This is a genomic window from Geoglobus acetivorans, assembly GCF_039641995.1.
In the GTDB taxonomy this organism is placed as follows: Archaea; Halobacteriota; Archaeoglobi; order Archaeoglobales; family Archaeoglobaceae; genus Geoglobus; species Geoglobus acetivorans.
This window is the reverse complement of sequence record NZ_CP087714.1, coordinates 235,386-251,172: the sequence shown is the minus strand read 5'-3', so window position 1 is coordinate 251,172 and position 15,787 is coordinate 235,386. Positions and strand designations below refer to the sequence as shown.

The window sequence follows — 15,787 nt, the reverse complement described above, 5'->3', positions numbered from 1 at the left end:
TTTATGGAAATTGTAGAGTTCAGCGGATTTAAGGTTGCAATAGATCCTGAAACGAATTTCTGGGCGATTTATGAAGAAATCCTGCCCGAAGAGATACTGAAGTTTCACGAAGAGAACAGTAAGGCACTCACAGAAAGGATGAAGAAGTACAGATTTGAGGTTAATTTCAACACTGCCTACATAAACCCCACAGAGAGGTGCAATGCAAACTGTCCCTACTGTTACATTCCTCCAGAAATAAGAAACAGGGGCAGGGAAATGGATTACGGAACTCTGAAGGATATTCTGGAAAGGCTGGAAACTCTGGGAGTCAGGAATGTAATCTTTCACGGTGCCGAGCCTCTAATCGTTAAGAATGAGATCTTCAGAGCGATTGACGAATTTGACTACAGGTTTGGTGTGCAGACCAACGGCTTTCTGCTTGAAAGTCAGGACGTTGAATTTCTCGTTGAGAGAGGCGTGAATGTGGGCCTCTCATTCGACTCTCCGAGACAGGAAGTTGACGACCTTTTGCGGGGGAAGGGGCACCACAGAAAAATCGTCGAACTGCTCGACACGTTCAACGGCTATGAGAACCTGAACATCATTACAACGATAAACCGGCATAACTACACCCACCTTGCTGAAATGGTGGACTTTCTGGCAGGAAAGGTCAGGCTTGTTCTGATGAACCCCGTCAGGGGAACGAGCGAGGGAGGAAGGGCATTGAGGCCAGACCCTCTTGAGGCTGCCGGACACTTTATCGAGGCAGTTGAGAGAGCGATATGGCATACGAAGAACGGCAAAAGGATCGTTATTGGAGATTTTGCAAACGTGCTGCTCGGGATCATTGCTCCGTATTCAAGAGTGCTCCAGTGCGACATATCCCCATGTGGAGGAGGAAGAAGGTTCATATCTATAACTCCTGACGGAATTTTCCCGTGCGGAGAATTTATTGGAATGGAACAGTTCAGAACAGGTCTCGAAGATCTTGAAAATGTAAAGAACCATTTCCAGGAAGTGAAAAACAGAACCGTGGAAAACATCGAGGAATGTCGGGAATGCGTCTACAGAAACATCTGCGGTGCTCCATGTCCGGCAGAGGTGTATGCTGAAACTGGGACAATGCTCGAAAAAAGTCCGTTCTGTGAGTTTTACAAAAAAGTCATAGAGCACGCATTCAGGGTAATCCACCGCAGAGATGTCGAACATGTGATAAACCTCAGAGGTTTGAGAAAAATCTACGAAATTGAGTTCGGGAAATGATGACTGAAAGTTTAATATATTAAAAGTTCAAGGGAATTATTGGTGGGTGAAAATGATTGGTGAAGTGTCATCAGTTCTTGGACTGCGAGTTTACACGGATGAGGGGAGGTACGTCGGCAGAGTGGCAGATCTTTCAATAGATATCGAGGCACGACAGGTCAAGGGACTGGCGATTGTTGACGTAAACAGAATGCTGATAAACACCAGAGCAAACGGAGTCATTATCCCGTACAGGTTCGTTAAAGCTGTGGGGGACATCGTTATAATCAAAGACCTCTTCAGGAAGATGGAGAGGAAGAAGAGCGAGGAAGAAAGCTAAAGTATTTCAAGTTCAACTTCTACAACTTCCTGTTCCAGCACATAGCCCCGAATTTCTTTTCTGGACATTATTATCCAAAGGCCCGGGAAATTTCTCATACCCCGGATGTCTTTTGCAGAAGGAACGGCATTTTGCAGGTGTGTGTGCCAGACACCCACAACCTCCAGGTTTTTTTCTTCAGCCTCTTCAAATGCCTTCAGAGACTCCAAAGGAGAGAGTTCGAACTCAACAGGAGATTTTTTGATATTCTCTATTTCAATCGCCTGTAAAACGCTATCACCTCTGCCAAAAAGAAGCCCGCATCGCTCGAAATCCTTCTGTTCCACCGACCTCAAAAAATCCCAGACATCTCTTGAAATTTTGAACTTCACAGCATACTTTCAGAGAGATGCAATAAAAAATTTTAGAGAATCTTCACTCCCGGAAGGTTTCCGAGATACAGCAGCAGAAGTGAAGCGAAAACAGGCTGATGTATGAGATATATTTCCAGAGTGTGCCTCCCGAGAGCGGATACCATCCCGGAAACGGGATTTTCAGGGAATATGAAGTCAAACCTCCTGACGCCATCCGGATAAAAAACCGCGCCTGTTCCCACCCCCAGCAGGAAAACACCAAACCAGGGGAATACCGGGAAGTAGTCAAAGGTGAAAAACGGCACGGGGGTTATGCCCAGAGGTAGAAGCAGAAGGTTCTCCGAGTGCAGCCCCTCAACAAGAAACTTACCCGCAAAAAACGGGATTGCGAGAAAAAGGTTGTACGGCCCAAATTTCAGAAAAGGGATGGCAAGAAGGCCTGCAATGGCAAGAAAGTGAAGAACTCCGAAGTAGATAGTCCCCTCTTCAAGAAAAATTTTTGTGAATACTGTTATCGCCAGTCCGAGTCCAAAAAGCCTGAAAAATCTCTTCAAAAACTTCGACATGGAGGCGTGAAAGTGGGACATCCATGCAGAGACCCCTGAAATGAACACAAACATTGATGCAGTCAGCAGGGCAAACATCCTCCAGAACATCTGATACTGATCATATCCTGCGAAATACTGTAAATCGGTCACAAAATTGGATATCAGCATCATAATCAGAGCGATACCCCTGAAAAAGTCAATTTCAACATATCTCATCCGATTTTTGCGGCTGATGTGTGAAGCTGAAGGTTCTGCCATTTCATTCATGGTCATTTCAGACATCTCGCATATTTCTTAAGATTACCGCCATCAAAGACAGCAAAAGAAAACTCTTAAATACTAACCCTCGATAGAGCCTTCAAATGTATGAACAGATATGATGTCATAATTGTAGGAGCCGGCCCGGGCGGCCTTTTTTCAGCATACAAGTTAGCTGGGAAAGCCAGAGTCGCCGTTTTCGAAATGGGACGGAGCATTGAAAGGAGAAAATGTCCAAGTGACCTCTCTGAAAGCTTCTGCCTCAAGTGCAACCCATGCAACGTTACTGCTGGTGTGGGTGGTGCGGGAGGACTGTCTGACGGTAAACTGAATTACGTGCATCCCAATTTTCCGGAGAGCTTTACAGTTGGTGGAGACTTTCTGGGACTTGTTGATGAAGAATACCTCATCGAAAAGATGGATGAAGTTGACAGGATATTCCTCGAGCATGGAGCTCCGGATGAGCTTTACGGAGACAACGTGGACGAGCTTTTGGCTCTGATGAGGAGGGCAAACTCGGCAGGAATAGAGTTCGTCCCGCTCAGACAGAGGCATGTGGGGAGTGATGAGCTGCCAAAGGTTATAGGGAGCATGCAGGACTACCTCTCCGGAAACGGGATTGAGATATACACCAACACGACAGTTGTCAACATAGATCCAAAGGAAAAGAAAGTGGTTACACAGGATGGGAAGGAGTATTTTTATGATTACCTCATAATCGGCGTAGGGAGAGGAGGGGCTGAATGGCTTGAGAAGTGGGTCAGAAATTACGATTTTGCGATAAGCAAGGAAGCAAAAGCAATAGACGTCGGCGTCAGGGTTGAGGTGCCTGCAACGATAATGGATGAGATAACGTCGATAATCTATGATCCAAAGCTCAGGATAACGACGAAGAAGCATGACGACTACATGAGAACGTTCTGCACCTGCCCGAGGGGCTGGGTGATCAGGGAGGACTACGGGGAGTTCAGCCTCGTAAACGGCCACAGCAAGGCGAAGGAGAAGACGAATAACAGCAATTTCGCTTTGCTCGGCCACTACGTGTTCACAGAGCCTTTCGACATGCCAAACGAGTGGGGGAGAGACTTAGCGAAGATAACAACGAAGCTCGGCGGAGGAAATCCGCTCGTTCAGAGGCTCAAGGACCTGAGGCTCGGAAGGAGAAGCACTGAGATGAGGATAAAGAACAACAGGCTCCTCAAGCCCACGCTCAAAACAGCGGTCCCGGGAGACATCAGCTTAGCGTATCCCGGAAGGGTTGTGGATGATATCATTGACGCACTCGAACAGCTCGACAAGGTTATTCCAGGCGTGGCGGACGACTCAACGCTGCTCTACGCCCCGGAAATCAAGTTCTACTCGCTCAAGCTTGAGATAAGCCCCGAGATGGAGACAAACATTCCCGGCATTTACGCCATAGGAGATGGAGCGGGGATAAGCAGGGGAATTGTTGGTGCGGCAGTAACGGGGCTGATTGCTGCAGAGAGCATCCTCAGGAGGGTCAAGAATGATCGATGAGGCGAGAAAGGTCGCAGATAGCTACGAGGACATCACCATAGGCATTTTCGGATCGCACTCAGCCAAGGAGACGGGGATGGCCGCAAAGGCCTTCGGGCTGAAAACAGTGGTTGTTGTTCAGAAGGGCAGGGAGAAGCTCTACACCAAGTACAACCGCCACCTGTTCGACGAGGTCATCCTGCTCGACAGCTTCAGGGATCTGGTCAGCGAGGAGGTTCAGGAGACACTCATCGAGATGAACACCGTCTTCATACCCAACAGGAGCTTCGCGGTTTACGTTGGCTACGATGCTATTGAAAAAAAGTTCAGGGTGCCAATCTACGGAAACAGGTACCTGCTGAGGGCCGAGGAGAGGAACTACGAGAGGGGACAGTACTACCTGCTGGAGAAAGCTGGTCTCAGGTACCCCAGGGAGTTCAGGTGCCCCGAGGAGATAGACAGGCTCGTCATAGTCAAGGTTCAGCAGGCGAAGAACCCGCTCGAGAGGGCGTTTTTCTACGCGAACTCTCCCGAAGATTACCACAGGCAGGCGGAGAAACTTCTGAAGGAGGGAGTTATAGACGAGGAGGGGCTTGAAAAAGCCAGAATCGAGGAGTACGTTCTTGGGGCAAGATTCAATGCCAACTTCCACAGCTACGCCCTGAAGGACATTTTCGGTAACTTCGACTTTGTTGGTTTCTCGGACAGAAGACAGGTGAACCTGCAGGGCTTCCTCAATCTACCGGCTAAAGAGCAGCTCAAGATAGACGTACCCGTTAAAAACGAGGAGATCGGCCACTTTGGGGTGACGATGAGGGAGAGCAAGCAGGAGATGGTCTATGAAGCTGGAGAGAGGTTCATAGATGCGTGCATGAGAGAATATCCTCCGGGCATAATCGGCATGTTCGGGCTGCAGGGGGCCATCGCATACTCGCCTGAAGATGAGACGAAGCTGGAGTTCGTGATTTTCGACGTCTCGATGCGAGTTCCAGGAGATCCGGCGATAGGGCCGACCTCACCGGAGATGAGGAACCTGAGCCTGAAGCACGGGATAAAAATAGAGGATCCGCTCGACCTGACGATGATGGAGCTGAAGCAAGCCCTCGAAGCGGGAAGGCTGAGCGAAACGGTAACCTAACTCCTTCTTTTTATGTAAATCAGGAGCAAGATGAACGAGATGGTTATAAGCGCTGTTGCCACATAAAACATAATCTCCGCACCACCCAGAGCCTTTGCAGCTTCAATTGCCGGGGTTTTAGCCGGTGTGGGAGTTAAGGCTGGTGCTGGGCTTGGCGTGGCGGTTGGGGTTGGCACAGGCGTGGGGGTGGGTGTTGCCGTTGGAACGGGTGTAGGCGTGGGTGTTGGCGTTGGTGCGGGGGTTGGAGAGATTGTTGGTTGAGGAATCGCTTTCTCAGCAATCTCTGGAGTGGGAGTTCTCGCAACCTCATAGGCCGGAGCTTCTTTCTGCGCTCTCATTCCACTCATGAACGAAAGCAGCAGCATGACGGTTCCAGAAATGAACGCAGCTATGGAGGCGAAGAGCTCTATTGCTGGCCTCCTCGCCTTTTCCGGCATCACAACCTTCAGACCTTCGGGCGTGATTTCGTAGTATATCCACTTCCTGCCCTCGTCTACCCTCCTTATAAGCCCGGCTCTCTCAAGGCGTTCGAGGTGCTCCTTCACACTTGATTTCGACACCCCGACCTCCTTGGAAAGCTCGCTGAGGGTTTTCCTTCTGTCTGATAGCCTTTTCAGAATTTCCACTCTCGTCTCCGACGAGAGCAGGAGAAGTGCCTCTCGATCAAGGCTGATTTTCACTCCAATGCCTCCTCTGCGGGAAATATAAAAGATTTGGAAATGTTAGTTTTTATAAAAATTGAAAAATACGTTAATATTCTTTCATTAAAAGTTACAAGAGTATATAAAAACACTAATCAATAAATATCCCAATAAGAGAACAACCAAAAACAAAGTATACCCAACATTATAGATCACAAAATCTTGGGCTTTTTTCACGAAATTTGCTTTTTCTTCGATAATTCTTTGATTGGAATAACTATAGTCAAGTAGTTTTTTAATATAGTGTTTTCTCAACTCTTTATATCTGATACTTACTCTAAAATCGCTAGGTAGTTCTGAATAATCGCCCCAAATACCATGTGCTTCTTTAATGATTTTCCCAGGGTCAGGAATTAAATATGCAAGTGTTCTTACTCTTAGTGCTTTAATTGAAAAGTACATCCCAAAAATCAACAAAATCAAACTTATACTTATTGCAATTAAGAATATAGGAAAATACGTATTAAAGAAGTTAAAAACGACTGGCAATGTGGCCAAGTCTGCAGCTACCATTAAAAGTATAGTTCGACAAATCATATCCGCTTTGTCATCGATGACATTCTTTCTTTTCCAATTGTGATCGAAAAACCATTTTGATAAATCGTAAATCAAATTTTCAGGATCTTCTTTCGTACGTCGTTTGTATTTCATATATCCTATTTTTTGATTATTGTTGCTATTTTAACCTTACTGTTTGATTTTCGATAGATACAATCTAAAACTTTTTAGAAAAATAATAATCTACCAAAAATATTTTTTAAGATTATGTCGAATTCAAAGCCTCCCTTTTCCCCTCCTGATACTTCTCGTAAAGCAGGATTCCAAAGCCGTAGAAGAAGATGACCATGCCTGCGATCTTCACGGACGGTGAGAACCACAGGATGAGTCCGACGACGATCAGGTCCTTCACCCTGTTTCTCCTGCTCTCCTCAAGGCTCTTCGCAGGATTCAGCACCGCCAGCAGCAGGAGGATTATGAAAATCACGAACAGGATTACTATCATCTCGTTAACACCAAATGATACCACCTAACCACCTCCCACCGGCACAGGAGTCCCCAGAGGAACGGGCTTTACTGGCTGGTAGCAGACCACGGCCTTCTTCACGTTTCCTGCCTCAACCACAAAGACCCTCGTTTCATTCAGAACGCTGCCGTCAAGATAGCAGACCTCCTCGCTGCCCTTACCAATGCTGTCGAACCTGCACAGCTCTTTATCCTTTGCACTCACCACAACGTCGCTCAAATCTTCTCTTGCGGTTATCACTATCGCGTTCTCGACGCACCTCGCCCATAGCGGTTCCTGGATTCCACCACCCCTCTCCACGCTCTTCTTCAGCTCCAAGTAGAAGCCTATCGCGGCTATGCCTATCAGCAGAACTCCGACAGCAAGGATTACCGAACTGAATCTCGTCAGCTCAGTCTTTTGTTTTTCATCCGTCATTTACAAAATAACCGATTCAGAAATATTTAAAATTTTCCTGTTTTTATAAGGTTTATATGCTATGAAGCCCTTATGAGAGTTTTCGCCCAGATTTGCAGGCAGAAACAGCTACAGGGTTTTGCAGTACTGATGGAAAAAATTTAAATTGCATCGGATTCAATACCTTCAAAAACTTGGAGGTAATGCTCATGAAACAGCAGGCAGAAGTCAGACAGCTTAGAGAGGGAGGATATGTCGTAATCGACGATGAACCATGTGAAATTCTCAGCATCTCGGTCAGCAAGCCAGGAAAGCATGGAGCTGCGAAGGCGAGAATTGATGCCATCGGTATTTTTGACAGGCAGAAGAGGAGCATCGTTCAGCCGGTTACAGCGAAGACATACATCCCGATCGTGGAGAGGAAAAGGGCTCAGGTAATAAGCGTCTCAGGTAACGTTGCCCAGCTGATGGACCTGGAGACATACGAAACTTTCGAGCTTGAATTTGGAGATGAGGTTGCAGATAAGGTCCAGCCAGGTAATGAAATCGTGTACATCGAATCTCTCGGAAAGAGGAAGATAGCGGAGAAGTAATTCTATGCACATAGACAGTTTTTTTGCCACTTCCAATTCTTCTGTTAGCGATGCAGACTACATTATTTTTGGAATTCCCTACGACGCCACGCAGTCATTCAGACCAGGCTCGAGGTTTGCCCCCACGGCAATAAGAGAGGCCAGCTGGAATCTCGAAAGCTATTCCCTATATTTTGACTACAATCTCGACTTTGCGAGGATTGCCGATGGAGGAAACATTAACTGTGATGGGGGCTTTGAAGAGGTTTCAGAGAGAGTTTCAAAATTCATGGAGGACATTGTTGGAATTCCTGTCGTGCTGGGAGGAGAACATTCAGTGAGTTACATGGTTGCCAGAAATCTCGAGGATTTCACATACCTTGTTTTCGATGCTCATTTTGACCTTAGAGAGGGTTTTGACAGCAACCCCTACAACCACGCATGCACGTCCAGACGGATACTGGAAGTTGCAGATGAAGTAATAATAGCCGGAGTTAGGAGTGGAACCAAAGAAGAGAGGGAATTTGCCGAAAATTCTGGTATTGAAGTATACTACTCATGGGATTTGCTCGAATACGGATTTGACGACCTTCTCGATTCTCTCGAATCCAAAGACAGAATATATCTCTCTGTCGACCTGGATGCTTTCGATCCCGCTTTTGCCCCGGGAGTTTCCACCCCTGAGCCTTTCGGGCTGCACCCGTATGATCTCGTGAAGGTGCTCGATGAAATCGCTGACAGAGTTGTCGCTTTTGACGTTGTTGAGGTTGTGCCTGACCTGAACAAGGTAACTCAGACTCTGGCAGCCAAGTTCGTAAATGAGTTCATAGCCGCTAACGCTTCGCTAAACTTCTGACGTATCTGGCAGACTCCACAACACTCTTCCTGTGCAGCACCAGAAATGGGACTGCCAGAGCCATGTATGCGATGCTCAGAATTATTCTTGCATGCACGGAGGGCAGTGCAAACTGTATCAGAAAGAGCACAAGGAGGGCAGCAGCCTCATAAACGTTTACCTTCCGATCCATTATAACTGCAAGGGCAAACACTGACTGTGCAGCCGTAAGCAGAACTTCTTCGGACTGTCTGGCATCGAGAGGCAGTGCTGCAAGGCGCATGGAGGAGATGCTGAATATTACCGCTATGGTGCCTATCAGCAGAGTCCACTGATTCACCTTCGACGAAATCAGGGCGTTAAATCCCGCTGAAGTTCTGAGTTTCCTCACGAGATACAGAGCTACAATGAATTCGGGCGCCTCGCTTGCCAGCGGTGCAAGCCACTGAACCATGAGAAAGCTGTCAATGCCGAACATTTCAGCAGTGCCGAGCAAACCCTCACTGAATGCCTCAACACTTATGAAAATTATGAATCCAGAATAAAACATATAAAAAAGGACATTGGCCCTTCTTCTGGGTGCGGGTAAATTGCAAAGGTATTCTGGAACGCCTTCCGGTTCAAATTCTTCCCTTTCAGATTTTGTCGTCAGGTAAGCATACGCGGCATACAGCGAAACAAAGACCACACTGTCAAATACAGAAATGCTGCCCTTCAGAGGCAGGATGAATGCATAGATTGAGGCGAGAAACAGGAAGAAGATTTCGAGATTGAGGGCCTTATCAAGCTCAACCTCCTTCCGTTTTGTCTTCAGCATCGCAACCAGCGTCACAGCACTCCACCCAACGCCTATGAGCAGTCTGTTGGCTCCAGTCATGTTGGCAGTGGCGTAATGAATGTAATCTCCTCCAACCTTTCCAGCCATCCAGGCAAAATAGCCGTCAACCGCATACTCGGGCAAAACCGCAAGGAGAGCCACTGCAGCAAGACTGACACTCCTCGGCACATCCATTTCGGCAGTTTCTGCAGCCCACGAAAGCAGGAATGCCGAACCCAGAACTGCAAGACCTGAAAGAAACGCCTCTATGTGTGGAAGGTATTGAATTTTCAAGAAGAAAGACACGAGCCATGGGAACGTTAATGCGAATGCCAGTGCAATCTGGACTCTGTGCTTCATGGAGCTCCGATAAGGCATTGCCAACAGGTTCTGTAGTGGGCTTAAAAAGATATCCTGAAAAATTTATTTACTGTTTCCATACTTCCAGTGATGAAGGTTCTTGTGGTTGATGCTGGAGGAAGGGGAAACGCGATAGCTCACGCTTTTTCGAGGAGCAAGAACGTCAGCAGAGTTTTTGTGGCCCCCGGAAATGGTGGTTCTCTGTTATTCGAAAAATGTGCCATTGCTGAGCTTGACGGAAAAAAGATACCTTCAATCCGAGCGATAGAAGATATTGTAAGGTTTGCAAAGAAAAATGGCATAGATATTGTATACATTGGTCCGGAAGAGCCGCTGAGCCTCGGCCTTGTCGACAGGCTTGAGGAAGAGGGCATTCCTGCGGTAGGTCCGAGAAAGGAGGCAACAATTCTTGAGGCAAGCAAGTGCTGGGCGAAGGACTTCATGAAGAAGATCGGTGTCCCCATACCAGAATACTGGAATTTTGATGATCCCGATGAGGCCAAAAGTTTTGTTCGCGATTATTACGCAAACAACCCGGGGAAAAATCTCGTTGTGAAGGCAGATGGGCTTGCTGCAGGGAAGGGTGTGTTTGTCTGCGATTCACTAAGTGAAGCCCTTACCGCAGTGGACGAGATAATGGTCAAGAAGAGATTTGGCAAAGCCGGAGATAAAATCGAGATTGAAGAGAGGCTTTACGGGATAGAGATTGCGTTCACAGCCCTGAGTGATGGCAGACATGCAATTCCCTTCGGTCATGCTAAGGATTACAAGAGAGCGTTCGATCCCGAAGACGTGCAGGGAATGAGGAAGTTCTACATGGGATACTTTGGCAGATACATCACCGAGAACGATGCGAAATCATTGTTTGAGAGAGGAGAACTGCTGAACCCCAACACGGGAGGAATGGGAGCCATCTCACCACACCCGGCCGTAAACGAGGAGATTGAAGCCAAAATTATGGATACGGTTGTCGAGCCAATAATAAAGAAGTTCAGAGAGCTTGAAGGTAAGGAGTTCAGGGGCGTTCTCTATCCGGTTATAATGCTCGTGGAAGAGAATGGAGAGCCCGTTCCGAAAGTTCTCGAAATCAACGTAAGAGATTGCGATCCAGGGGCTGAAGCGAAGCTTCCAAGGCTTGAGAGCGACATTCTCGAACTCTCCTGGGCAGTTATCGAAGGAGGGTTGAACGAGGTGGAGGTGAAATTCAGCGAAAAGCATGCTGTTGCTGTGTGTGCAGTCTCGGGCGCCATGGTGGGAAGAGAAGGGTTCAAACCAGGTTATCCTGGGGACCACTACACCAATCAGCCGATTGCAGGCATTGAAGAGGTCAGTCAGGCTCACATATACGCAAACGGCATAGCAAAAGCTGATGGAGGATTCGAGACTACAGGAGGAAGGGTTTTAACACTCACCGCCCTAGGAGACAGTGTTGAAGAGGCAAGAGAGAAAGCTTATGGAGAGCTGAAGAAAATCAGGTTCCCGGGAATGCGATACAGAAGAACAATAGGTCTAGACGTTCCGGATTGATAGAGATCACAACCTCCTTAATTTTTGTTCCTGTGCAACCCAGAAGCTTGCTGAATTCCAGACAGAAAACTGAGCTTCTACGAAGGGCTTAAAAACAAAGCCCGGTTCATATACCTGATGCCGGACCTTCTGAAAATGCTCGTGGACTCCGGAGCCATAAAATATGGCGAATTCACTCTCTCTTCCGGAAAGAAAAGCAGCGTTTACATAGACATAAAGCGGGCAGTCACTCGCCCCGACGTTCTTGAAACCGTTGCCGGAATGATGGCCGAAAAACTCAAATCTGCAGATTTTGACAGAATCGCCTGTATCGAACTTGGAGGAGTGCCTCTGGCAGTAGCTTTATCCCTGAAAACAAAAAAACCCATTGTTATTTTCAGAAAAAAGAAAAAGGAGTACGGTACCCAGGAAGAATTTATCGGGGACATTGACAGAGGAGACAGGATTGCTGTTGTTGAGGACGTCATAACCACAGGAAAATCGGCAAGGAGCGTGGTGGAGAGGGTAGAAAAAGCCGGTGGTATAGTTGTGGCAGTTATTACCGTTGTTGACAGAGAGGAAAGCGACCTAAATCCGTTATCTCTACTGAAGCTCTCGGACATCCTGCCCCAGTCTAAATTTCAATGAAAACGCTTTCAAGACTCTTTTTCGAAATTTCAAATCCGGATTTTCCGATAATCCTGCATATTTCTTCGACCGAATAATCTGGATTGAATTTATAGCTCTTAACTGTCTTTTTCACAACATCCTCATCGAATCCAAGCACTCTTGAGGCTTTTTCGTAATTCGAAACGACTTTCCTGGTGTTCCTGATGAACATTTCCACATCCTCTTCGCTTTCCTTCAGAAAAGACAGATTTACGGCAAGAGAACAGCACGGGAAATCCCCTGCCATCTCACTGAACGGAATTTTGTGTCTCTCAGCAATCGTGAAATACGGCTCCCATATTGCAGAGCCGTTTACACTCTCAAGGCTCGAAACCAGACATTCTGCCGAATCACAGTATTTGAACTCTCTTACGCCCAGCCTGTTTCTTATAGCCCTTAAATTCATCTCCATTGCAGACATCTCAGTCGTGGCAAAAACGCCATTGGTTTTATCTCCAAAAACAACCCCGCTTCCATTTTCAGCAACAATTCCCGCAATTTTAAAGCTCTTCATTGTGATTCCAAGCATCACCTGAGTTATGATGGGCGAAGCAGCAAATTCTATCCTTCCAAGGGCAAGGTCTCTGGTGAGTTCGAGAGCGTTACTGTAAACGATGAATTCGTAATCCCCCGCACTGATCAGCTTCACATATTCTGTTGCCCTCAAAATGCCCACCTTTATTCTGCTCTCTGAATATTCTCTCAGCCACACCCTGTAATTTTTACCCGTTTCTTTTTTTCGAACGATTCTGCCCTCTTTTTCCAGTTTTGTCAGAATTTCGGAAATTCTGGATTTTGAGGCTCCGGTGATTTCAACAAGCTCGGTTTGCAGCGCACCGTCGAATTTTCTCCCTTTTAGAATTTCGACAACCATTTCCTCGAACATCACCTCTAATTAGTCAAAGCTTAAATATTGTTTGCGAGAGAAATTAAAAAAGGTGAAATATCATGGAAAATGAGGTTAATAAAATAGTAACTCTATGCGGTAAAGACTGGGCGATTACCGGTATAGAATTCACGTTCGTTGGTGGATCACAGGAGTGTGAACAGTGCAGACTTAAAAAAGTCTGCTTAAAGCTGAGAATAGGTTCGAAGTACAAAATTGTGGGTGTGCGGAACGGAGAAGTCCAGCCCTGCCAGCTCCACGATGATGGTGTGATTGCCGTGGAGGTTGTGGAACTTCCCCTGCTTTTGGCAGTCGATTCCAAGATGGCGGTTGAAGGGGCAGTAATCAGAATCAATGGCAACTGCAGCAATGTGGAGTGCAGCTTCTTCAACATCTGCAACCCATCAAATATCGGAACAGACGAGAGTCTTGAGATTGTTGGAGTGGGGGAGGCGTTTGAATGTCCAAAAGGTAAGACAATGCGGGTTGTTGAGGTCAGCAGGTCATGATGAAGCAGTGCAGCAAAGATCACAGGTAGCAACGATCCCATTACAAAGGCAAAGTTGCCAGATGTTGACTTCGCTTGAGTCTGAAGTGGATGTTGCGTGACTTAAGGTACAGTCCGGGCCGCCTACAGTTTTCATACAGATTCCACATTCTGCAATGACCATCTGTTAGAAACGTTAAAATCCTGTTGCCAGAAACATCTTCCATGCGCTCAATGTCATCTCTCGACATTTCGATTGTGATTGATGAGATCAGGGAAATGCTGATCGGGGCAAGAGTGGACAAGATATATCATTACCCACCTGACGAAATCAGAATAAAACTGAGAGGAAAAAACAGGATTGACCTCACGATTCAGGCCGGAACCAGAATACATCCCACACTTTTCCCGAAGGAGAGCCCTCGCTTTCCCTCGTCCTTTGCCATGCTCCTGAGGAAGCACCTCGACAATGCGAGAGTGGTTGACATAAGGCAGCACGATTTTGACAGAGTTGTCGTTCTGACATTCCAGAGGGAGGAAAAAAAACACATCGTTGCAGAACTTTTCAGCAAGGGGAACGTTATTCTCGCAGACGAGAATTTCAGGGTTATAATGCCCCTAAAGCATGAGATAAAGATCGGCTCAACATACTCTTTTCCAGAACCCAGGCCGAGTCCAAGGGAGATGAGAGAGATCGAGGATTTCAGAAAAATAGCAGACGGAAGAGACGTCGTTAGAACTATTGCTCTGAGGCTTGGAACCGGAGGACTTTACGCCGAAGAGATACTGAGGAGAGCAGGGGTCGATAAAAACAGGAAGAGCGACGAGCTCGAGAATGACGAAATCAGAAGAATAATTGAGGCAATGCATGAAATTTATACGCCCGGAGAAATAAAACCGCACATAGTTCTTGATGGGGGAAAATACCTGGATTACCAGCCTGTAGAGCTTCTCGCCTACGATAAGTACGATAAAAAATACTTCGACGATTACTGGAAAGCCATAGATGACTTCTTTTCTTCCAAGACGGTTGAAAGTGTTGAACAGCAGGAAAAAAGAAACGAAGTTCTTGAAAAACTTGAAAGGAGATACAGAGAGCAGAAGGAGGCCAAAGAAAGATTCGAAAGAGAAATGGTAAAGTTCAGAAGAATCGGAGACCTAATATACGAGAATTATCAGAAAATGGAAGCCATACATTCATCTTTCAGGAAAGCGGTGGATAGCAAGGGCTGGAAAGAGGTCAGGAAAATAGTTGAAGAGCAGAAAAAGGAGGGTAAGCTCAGAGAAATCGTTGCCCTCATACCTGAAGAAAATGCAGTTGACATTGAGCTGGAGGGACACATCATAAGACTGTGGTTGAGGAAGTCAATCCACGAGATTGCAGACGAGTATTACAGCAGATCCAAGAAATTCAGAGAAAAACTTGAAGGAGTTACCAAAGCTCTGAAAAAAACCGAAGACGAGATGAAAAAGGCTGAAAACCTTGAAGAAAAGAGACTTCTATCGTCAATAAGAATTGCAAGAAAGAGAGAATGGTACGAAAAATACAGATGGTACATAACCTCCGAGGGATATCTGGTTATAGGAGGGAGAAGTGCAGATATGAACGAGGAAATTGTCTCCAAGCATCTTGAAAGCAGAGACCTCTTCTTCCACACAGAGATGCCGGGAGGAGCTGCAACGATACTGAAAAAAGGCCAGGATGCTGGAGAAAAAAGCATAAAGGAGGCATCAGAATTCGCAGCCATTTATTCTGCTCTGTGGAAGGAGGGTAAGCACAGCGGAGAAGTGTACTATGTTCTCCCGGATCAGGTTAAAAAGGCGGCGAGGCCCGGAGAGTACCTGCCAAAAGGTAGCTTCTTCATAGAAGGCAGGAGAAATTACCTGACTGTTGAGCTTAAAATGGCTGTTGGAGTTGATTTAAGCAATCTCAGGCTTATTGGCGGCCCGGTTGATGGAGTTATGCAAAACTGCGATTACTATGTGATTCTTGAGATAGGAGACCTGAGCGTTAACGAGATGCAGACTCTCCTGGCAAGAAAACTCGTTGAAATGGCAAAGGATGATGAAAAGCACATTGTGAGGGCTATAGCATCTCCAGAAGAGGTAGCAAAATTCCTCCCACCCGGAAGGTCGAGAATTGCCGAGCCTAAGTAATTCGGGAAAACAGAATTAT

Annotated in this window: 18 protein-coding genes; 10 read left to right on the top strand and 8 right to left on the bottom strand. The window is 46.6% G+C overall.

The genetic code is table 11. From position 1 onward, the window contains the following. Window positions 1-3 precede the first annotated feature (3 nt). Both cbpB and LPQ35_RS01435 read left to right on the top strand, forming a co-directional pair. The gene (gene cbpB / locus LPQ35_RS01440; RefSeq protein ID WP_193806542.1) at window positions 4-1,245 is read left to right on the top strand and encodes a peptide-modifying radical SAM enzyme CbpB; all 1,242 of its coding nucleotides are present in this window, start codon (window positions 4-6) and stop codon (window positions 1,243-1,245) included. A gap of 52 nt (window positions 1,246-1,297) precedes the next feature. Then, window positions 1,298-1,564, top strand: coding sequence for a PRC-barrel domain-containing protein (locus LPQ35_RS01435; protein WP_193806544.1), 267 nt, complete (start codon window positions 1,298-1,300; stop codon window positions 1,562-1,564). On the opposite strand, the gene LPQ35_RS01430 is transcribed toward LPQ35_RS01435, so the two are convergent. Both LPQ35_RS01430 and LPQ35_RS01425 read right to left on the bottom strand, forming a co-directional pair. Further along, window positions 1,561-1,935, bottom strand: coding sequence for a Mov34/MPN/PAD-1 family protein (locus LPQ35_RS01430; RefSeq protein WP_193806546.1), 375 nt, complete (start codon window positions 1,933-1,935; stop codon window positions 1,561-1,563). The genes LPQ35_RS01435 and LPQ35_RS01430 overlap by 4 nt on opposite strands. A 32-nt stretch (window positions 1,936-1,967) precedes the next feature. After that, entirely contained in the window at window positions 1,968-2,681 is a 714-nt protein-coding gene (locus LPQ35_RS01425; RefSeq protein ID WP_203218943.1) for a heparan-alpha-glucosaminide N-acetyltransferase domain-containing protein, read from the bottom strand. A gap of 150 nt (window positions 2,682-2,831) precedes the next feature. Between LPQ35_RS01425 and LPQ35_RS01420 the strand changes: the two genes are divergently transcribed. Together LPQ35_RS01420 and LPQ35_RS01415 are read left to right on the top strand one after the other, a co-directional pair. Further along, window positions 2,832-4,241, top strand: a complete 1,410-nt coding sequence (locus tag LPQ35_RS01420) for an FAD-dependent oxidoreductase (protein ID WP_193806547.1) — start codon at window positions 2,832-2,834, stop codon at window positions 4,239-4,241. Next, window positions 4,231-5,358, top strand: coding sequence for a DUF1297 domain-containing protein (locus LPQ35_RS01415; protein WP_193806548.1), 1,128 nt, complete (start codon window positions 4,231-4,233; stop codon window positions 5,356-5,358). The genes LPQ35_RS01420 and LPQ35_RS01415 overlap by 11 nt, the downstream gene beginning before the upstream one ends. Here LPQ35_RS01415 and LPQ35_RS01410 read toward each other — a convergent pair. The 4 genes from LPQ35_RS01410 to LPQ35_RS01395 form a co-directional block, all read right to left on the bottom strand. Then, window positions 5,355-6,038 carry an ArsR/SmtB family transcription factor gene (locus LPQ35_RS01410; protein ID WP_346297659.1) on the bottom strand — a complete coding sequence of 228 codons (684 nt, stop codon included), beginning with the start codon at window positions 6,036-6,038 and terminating at the stop codon, window positions 5,355-5,357. The genes LPQ35_RS01415 and LPQ35_RS01410 overlap by 4 nt on opposite strands. Window positions 6,039-6,122: 84 nt before the next feature. Next, window positions 6,123-6,710, bottom strand: coding sequence for a hypothetical protein (locus LPQ35_RS01405; protein WP_193806549.1), 588 nt, complete (start codon window positions 6,708-6,710; stop codon window positions 6,123-6,125). Between the two features lie 112 nt (window positions 6,711-6,822). Continuing rightward, window positions 6,823-7,086: a hypothetical protein gene (locus tag LPQ35_RS01400; RefSeq protein ID WP_193806550.1), complete on the bottom strand. Its 264-nt coding sequence runs from the start codon at window positions 7,084-7,086 to the stop codon at window positions 6,823-6,825. After that, window positions 7,087-7,500 carry a hypothetical protein gene (locus LPQ35_RS01395; RefSeq protein WP_193806551.1) on the bottom strand — a complete coding sequence of 138 codons (414 nt, stop codon included), beginning with the start codon at window positions 7,498-7,500 and terminating at the stop codon, window positions 7,087-7,089. Window positions 7,501-7,688: 188 nt separating this feature from the next. Here LPQ35_RS01395 and eif5A point away from each other — a divergent pair, with 188 nt between their 5' ends. Then, complete coding sequence (gene eif5A / locus LPQ35_RS01390) at window positions 7,689-8,072, top strand: translation initiation factor IF-5A (RefSeq protein ID WP_193806552.1); 384 nt, start codon at window positions 7,689-7,691, stop codon at window positions 8,070-8,072. Between the two features lie 4 nt (window positions 8,073-8,076). Next, on the top strand, window positions 8,077-8,907 hold the full coding sequence (gene speB / locus LPQ35_RS01385; RefSeq protein ID WP_193806553.1) for an agmatinase: 831 nt from the start codon (window positions 8,077-8,079) through the stop codon (window positions 8,905-8,907). On the opposite strand, the gene LPQ35_RS01380 is transcribed toward speB, so the two are convergent. Beyond that, entirely contained in the window at window positions 8,885-10,081 is a 1,197-nt protein-coding gene (locus LPQ35_RS01380) for a sodium:calcium antiporter (RefSeq protein ID WP_193806556.1), read from the bottom strand. The genes speB and LPQ35_RS01380 overlap by 23 nt on opposite strands. A gap of 72 nt (window positions 10,082-10,153) precedes the next feature. Between LPQ35_RS01380 and purD the strand changes: the two genes are divergently transcribed. Both purD and pyrE read left to right on the top strand, forming a co-directional pair. After that, window positions 10,154-11,590 (top strand): phosphoribosylamine--glycine ligase, encoded by a 1,437-nt coding sequence (gene purD, locus LPQ35_RS01375; protein ID WP_193806558.1) that lies wholly within the window; start codon window positions 10,154-10,156, stop codon window positions 11,588-11,590. Window positions 11,591-11,707: 117 nt separating this feature from the next. Continuing rightward, window positions 11,708-12,217 carry an orotate phosphoribosyltransferase gene (gene pyrE, locus LPQ35_RS01370; protein ID WP_193806560.1) on the top strand — a complete coding sequence of 170 codons (510 nt, stop codon included), beginning with the start codon at window positions 11,708-11,710 and terminating at the stop codon, window positions 12,215-12,217. On the opposite strand, the gene LPQ35_RS01365 is transcribed toward pyrE, so the two are convergent. Continuing rightward, window positions 12,204-13,124 (bottom strand): DUF7343 domain-containing protein, encoded by a 921-nt coding sequence (locus tag LPQ35_RS01365; protein WP_193806562.1) that lies wholly within the window; start codon window positions 13,122-13,124, stop codon window positions 12,204-12,206. The genes pyrE and LPQ35_RS01365 overlap by 14 nt on opposite strands. Before the next feature lie 62 nt (window positions 13,125-13,186). On the opposite strand from LPQ35_RS01365, the gene LPQ35_RS01360 reads away from it, so the two are divergent. Together LPQ35_RS01360 and rqcH are read left to right on the top strand one after the other, a co-directional pair. Further along, complete coding sequence (locus LPQ35_RS01360; protein WP_193806563.1) at window positions 13,187-13,633, top strand: UPF0179 family protein; 447 nt, start codon at window positions 13,187-13,189, stop codon at window positions 13,631-13,633. Between the two features lie 203 nt (window positions 13,634-13,836). Then, complete coding sequence (rqcH, locus tag LPQ35_RS01355; protein ID WP_193806564.1) at window positions 13,837-15,768, top strand: ribosome rescue protein RqcH; 1,932 nt, start codon at window positions 13,837-13,839, stop codon at window positions 15,766-15,768. Window positions 15,769-15,787: the final 19 nt, after the last annotated feature.

What these genes read in the sequence shown, in the direction of transcription:
- cbpB (WP_193806542.1), top strand. Translation starts at nt 4, where the DNA reads ATGGAAATTGTAGAGTTCAGCGGATTTAAGGTTGCAATAGATCCTGAA.
- LPQ35_RS01435 (WP_193806544.1), top strand. Translation starts at nt 1,298, where the DNA reads ATGATTGGTGAAGTGTCATCAGTTCTTGGACTGCGAGTTTACACGGAT.
- LPQ35_RS01425 (WP_203218943.1), bottom strand. Translation starts at nt 2,681, where the DNA reads ATGAGATATGTTGAAATTGACTTTTTCAGGGGTATCGCTCTGATTATG.
- LPQ35_RS01420 (WP_193806547.1), top strand. Translation starts at nt 2,832, where the DNA reads ATGAACAGATATGATGTCATAATTGTAGGAGCCGGCCCGGGCGGCCTT.
- LPQ35_RS01415 (WP_193806548.1), top strand. Translation starts at nt 4,231, where the DNA reads ATGATCGATGAGGCGAGAAAGGTCGCAGATAGCTACGAGGACATCACC.
- LPQ35_RS01405 (WP_193806549.1), bottom strand. Translation starts at nt 6,710, where the DNA reads ATGAAATACAAACGACGTACGAAAGAAGATCCTGAAAATTTGATTTAC.
- LPQ35_RS01395 (WP_193806551.1), bottom strand. Translation starts at nt 7,500, where the DNA reads ATGACGGATGAAAAACAAAAGACTGAGCTGACGAGATTCAGTTCGGTA.
- eif5A (WP_193806552.1), top strand. Translation starts at nt 7,689, where the DNA reads ATGAAACAGCAGGCAGAAGTCAGACAGCTTAGAGAGGGAGGATATGTC.
- speB (WP_193806553.1), top strand. Translation starts at nt 8,077, where the DNA reads ATGCACATAGACAGTTTTTTTGCCACTTCCAATTCTTCTGTTAGCGAT.
- LPQ35_RS01380 (WP_193806556.1), bottom strand. Translation starts at nt 10,081, where the DNA reads ATGCCTTATCGGAGCTCCATGAAGCACAGAGTCCAGATTGCACTGGCA.
- purD (WP_193806558.1), top strand. Translation starts at nt 10,154, where the DNA reads ATGAAGGTTCTTGTGGTTGATGCTGGAGGAAGGGGAAACGCGATAGCT.
- pyrE (WP_193806560.1), top strand. Translation starts at nt 11,708, where the DNA reads ATGCCGGACCTTCTGAAAATGCTCGTGGACTCCGGAGCCATAAAATAT.
- LPQ35_RS01365 (WP_193806562.1), bottom strand. Translation starts at nt 13,124, where the DNA reads ATGTTCGAGGAAATGGTTGTCGAAATTCTAAAAGGGAGAAAATTCGAC.
- LPQ35_RS01360 (WP_193806563.1), top strand. Translation starts at nt 13,187, where the DNA reads ATGGAAAATGAGGTTAATAAAATAGTAACTCTATGCGGTAAAGACTGG.
- rqcH (WP_193806564.1), top strand. Translation starts at nt 13,837, where the DNA reads ATGCGCTCAATGTCATCTCTCGACATTTCGATTGTGATTGATGAGATC.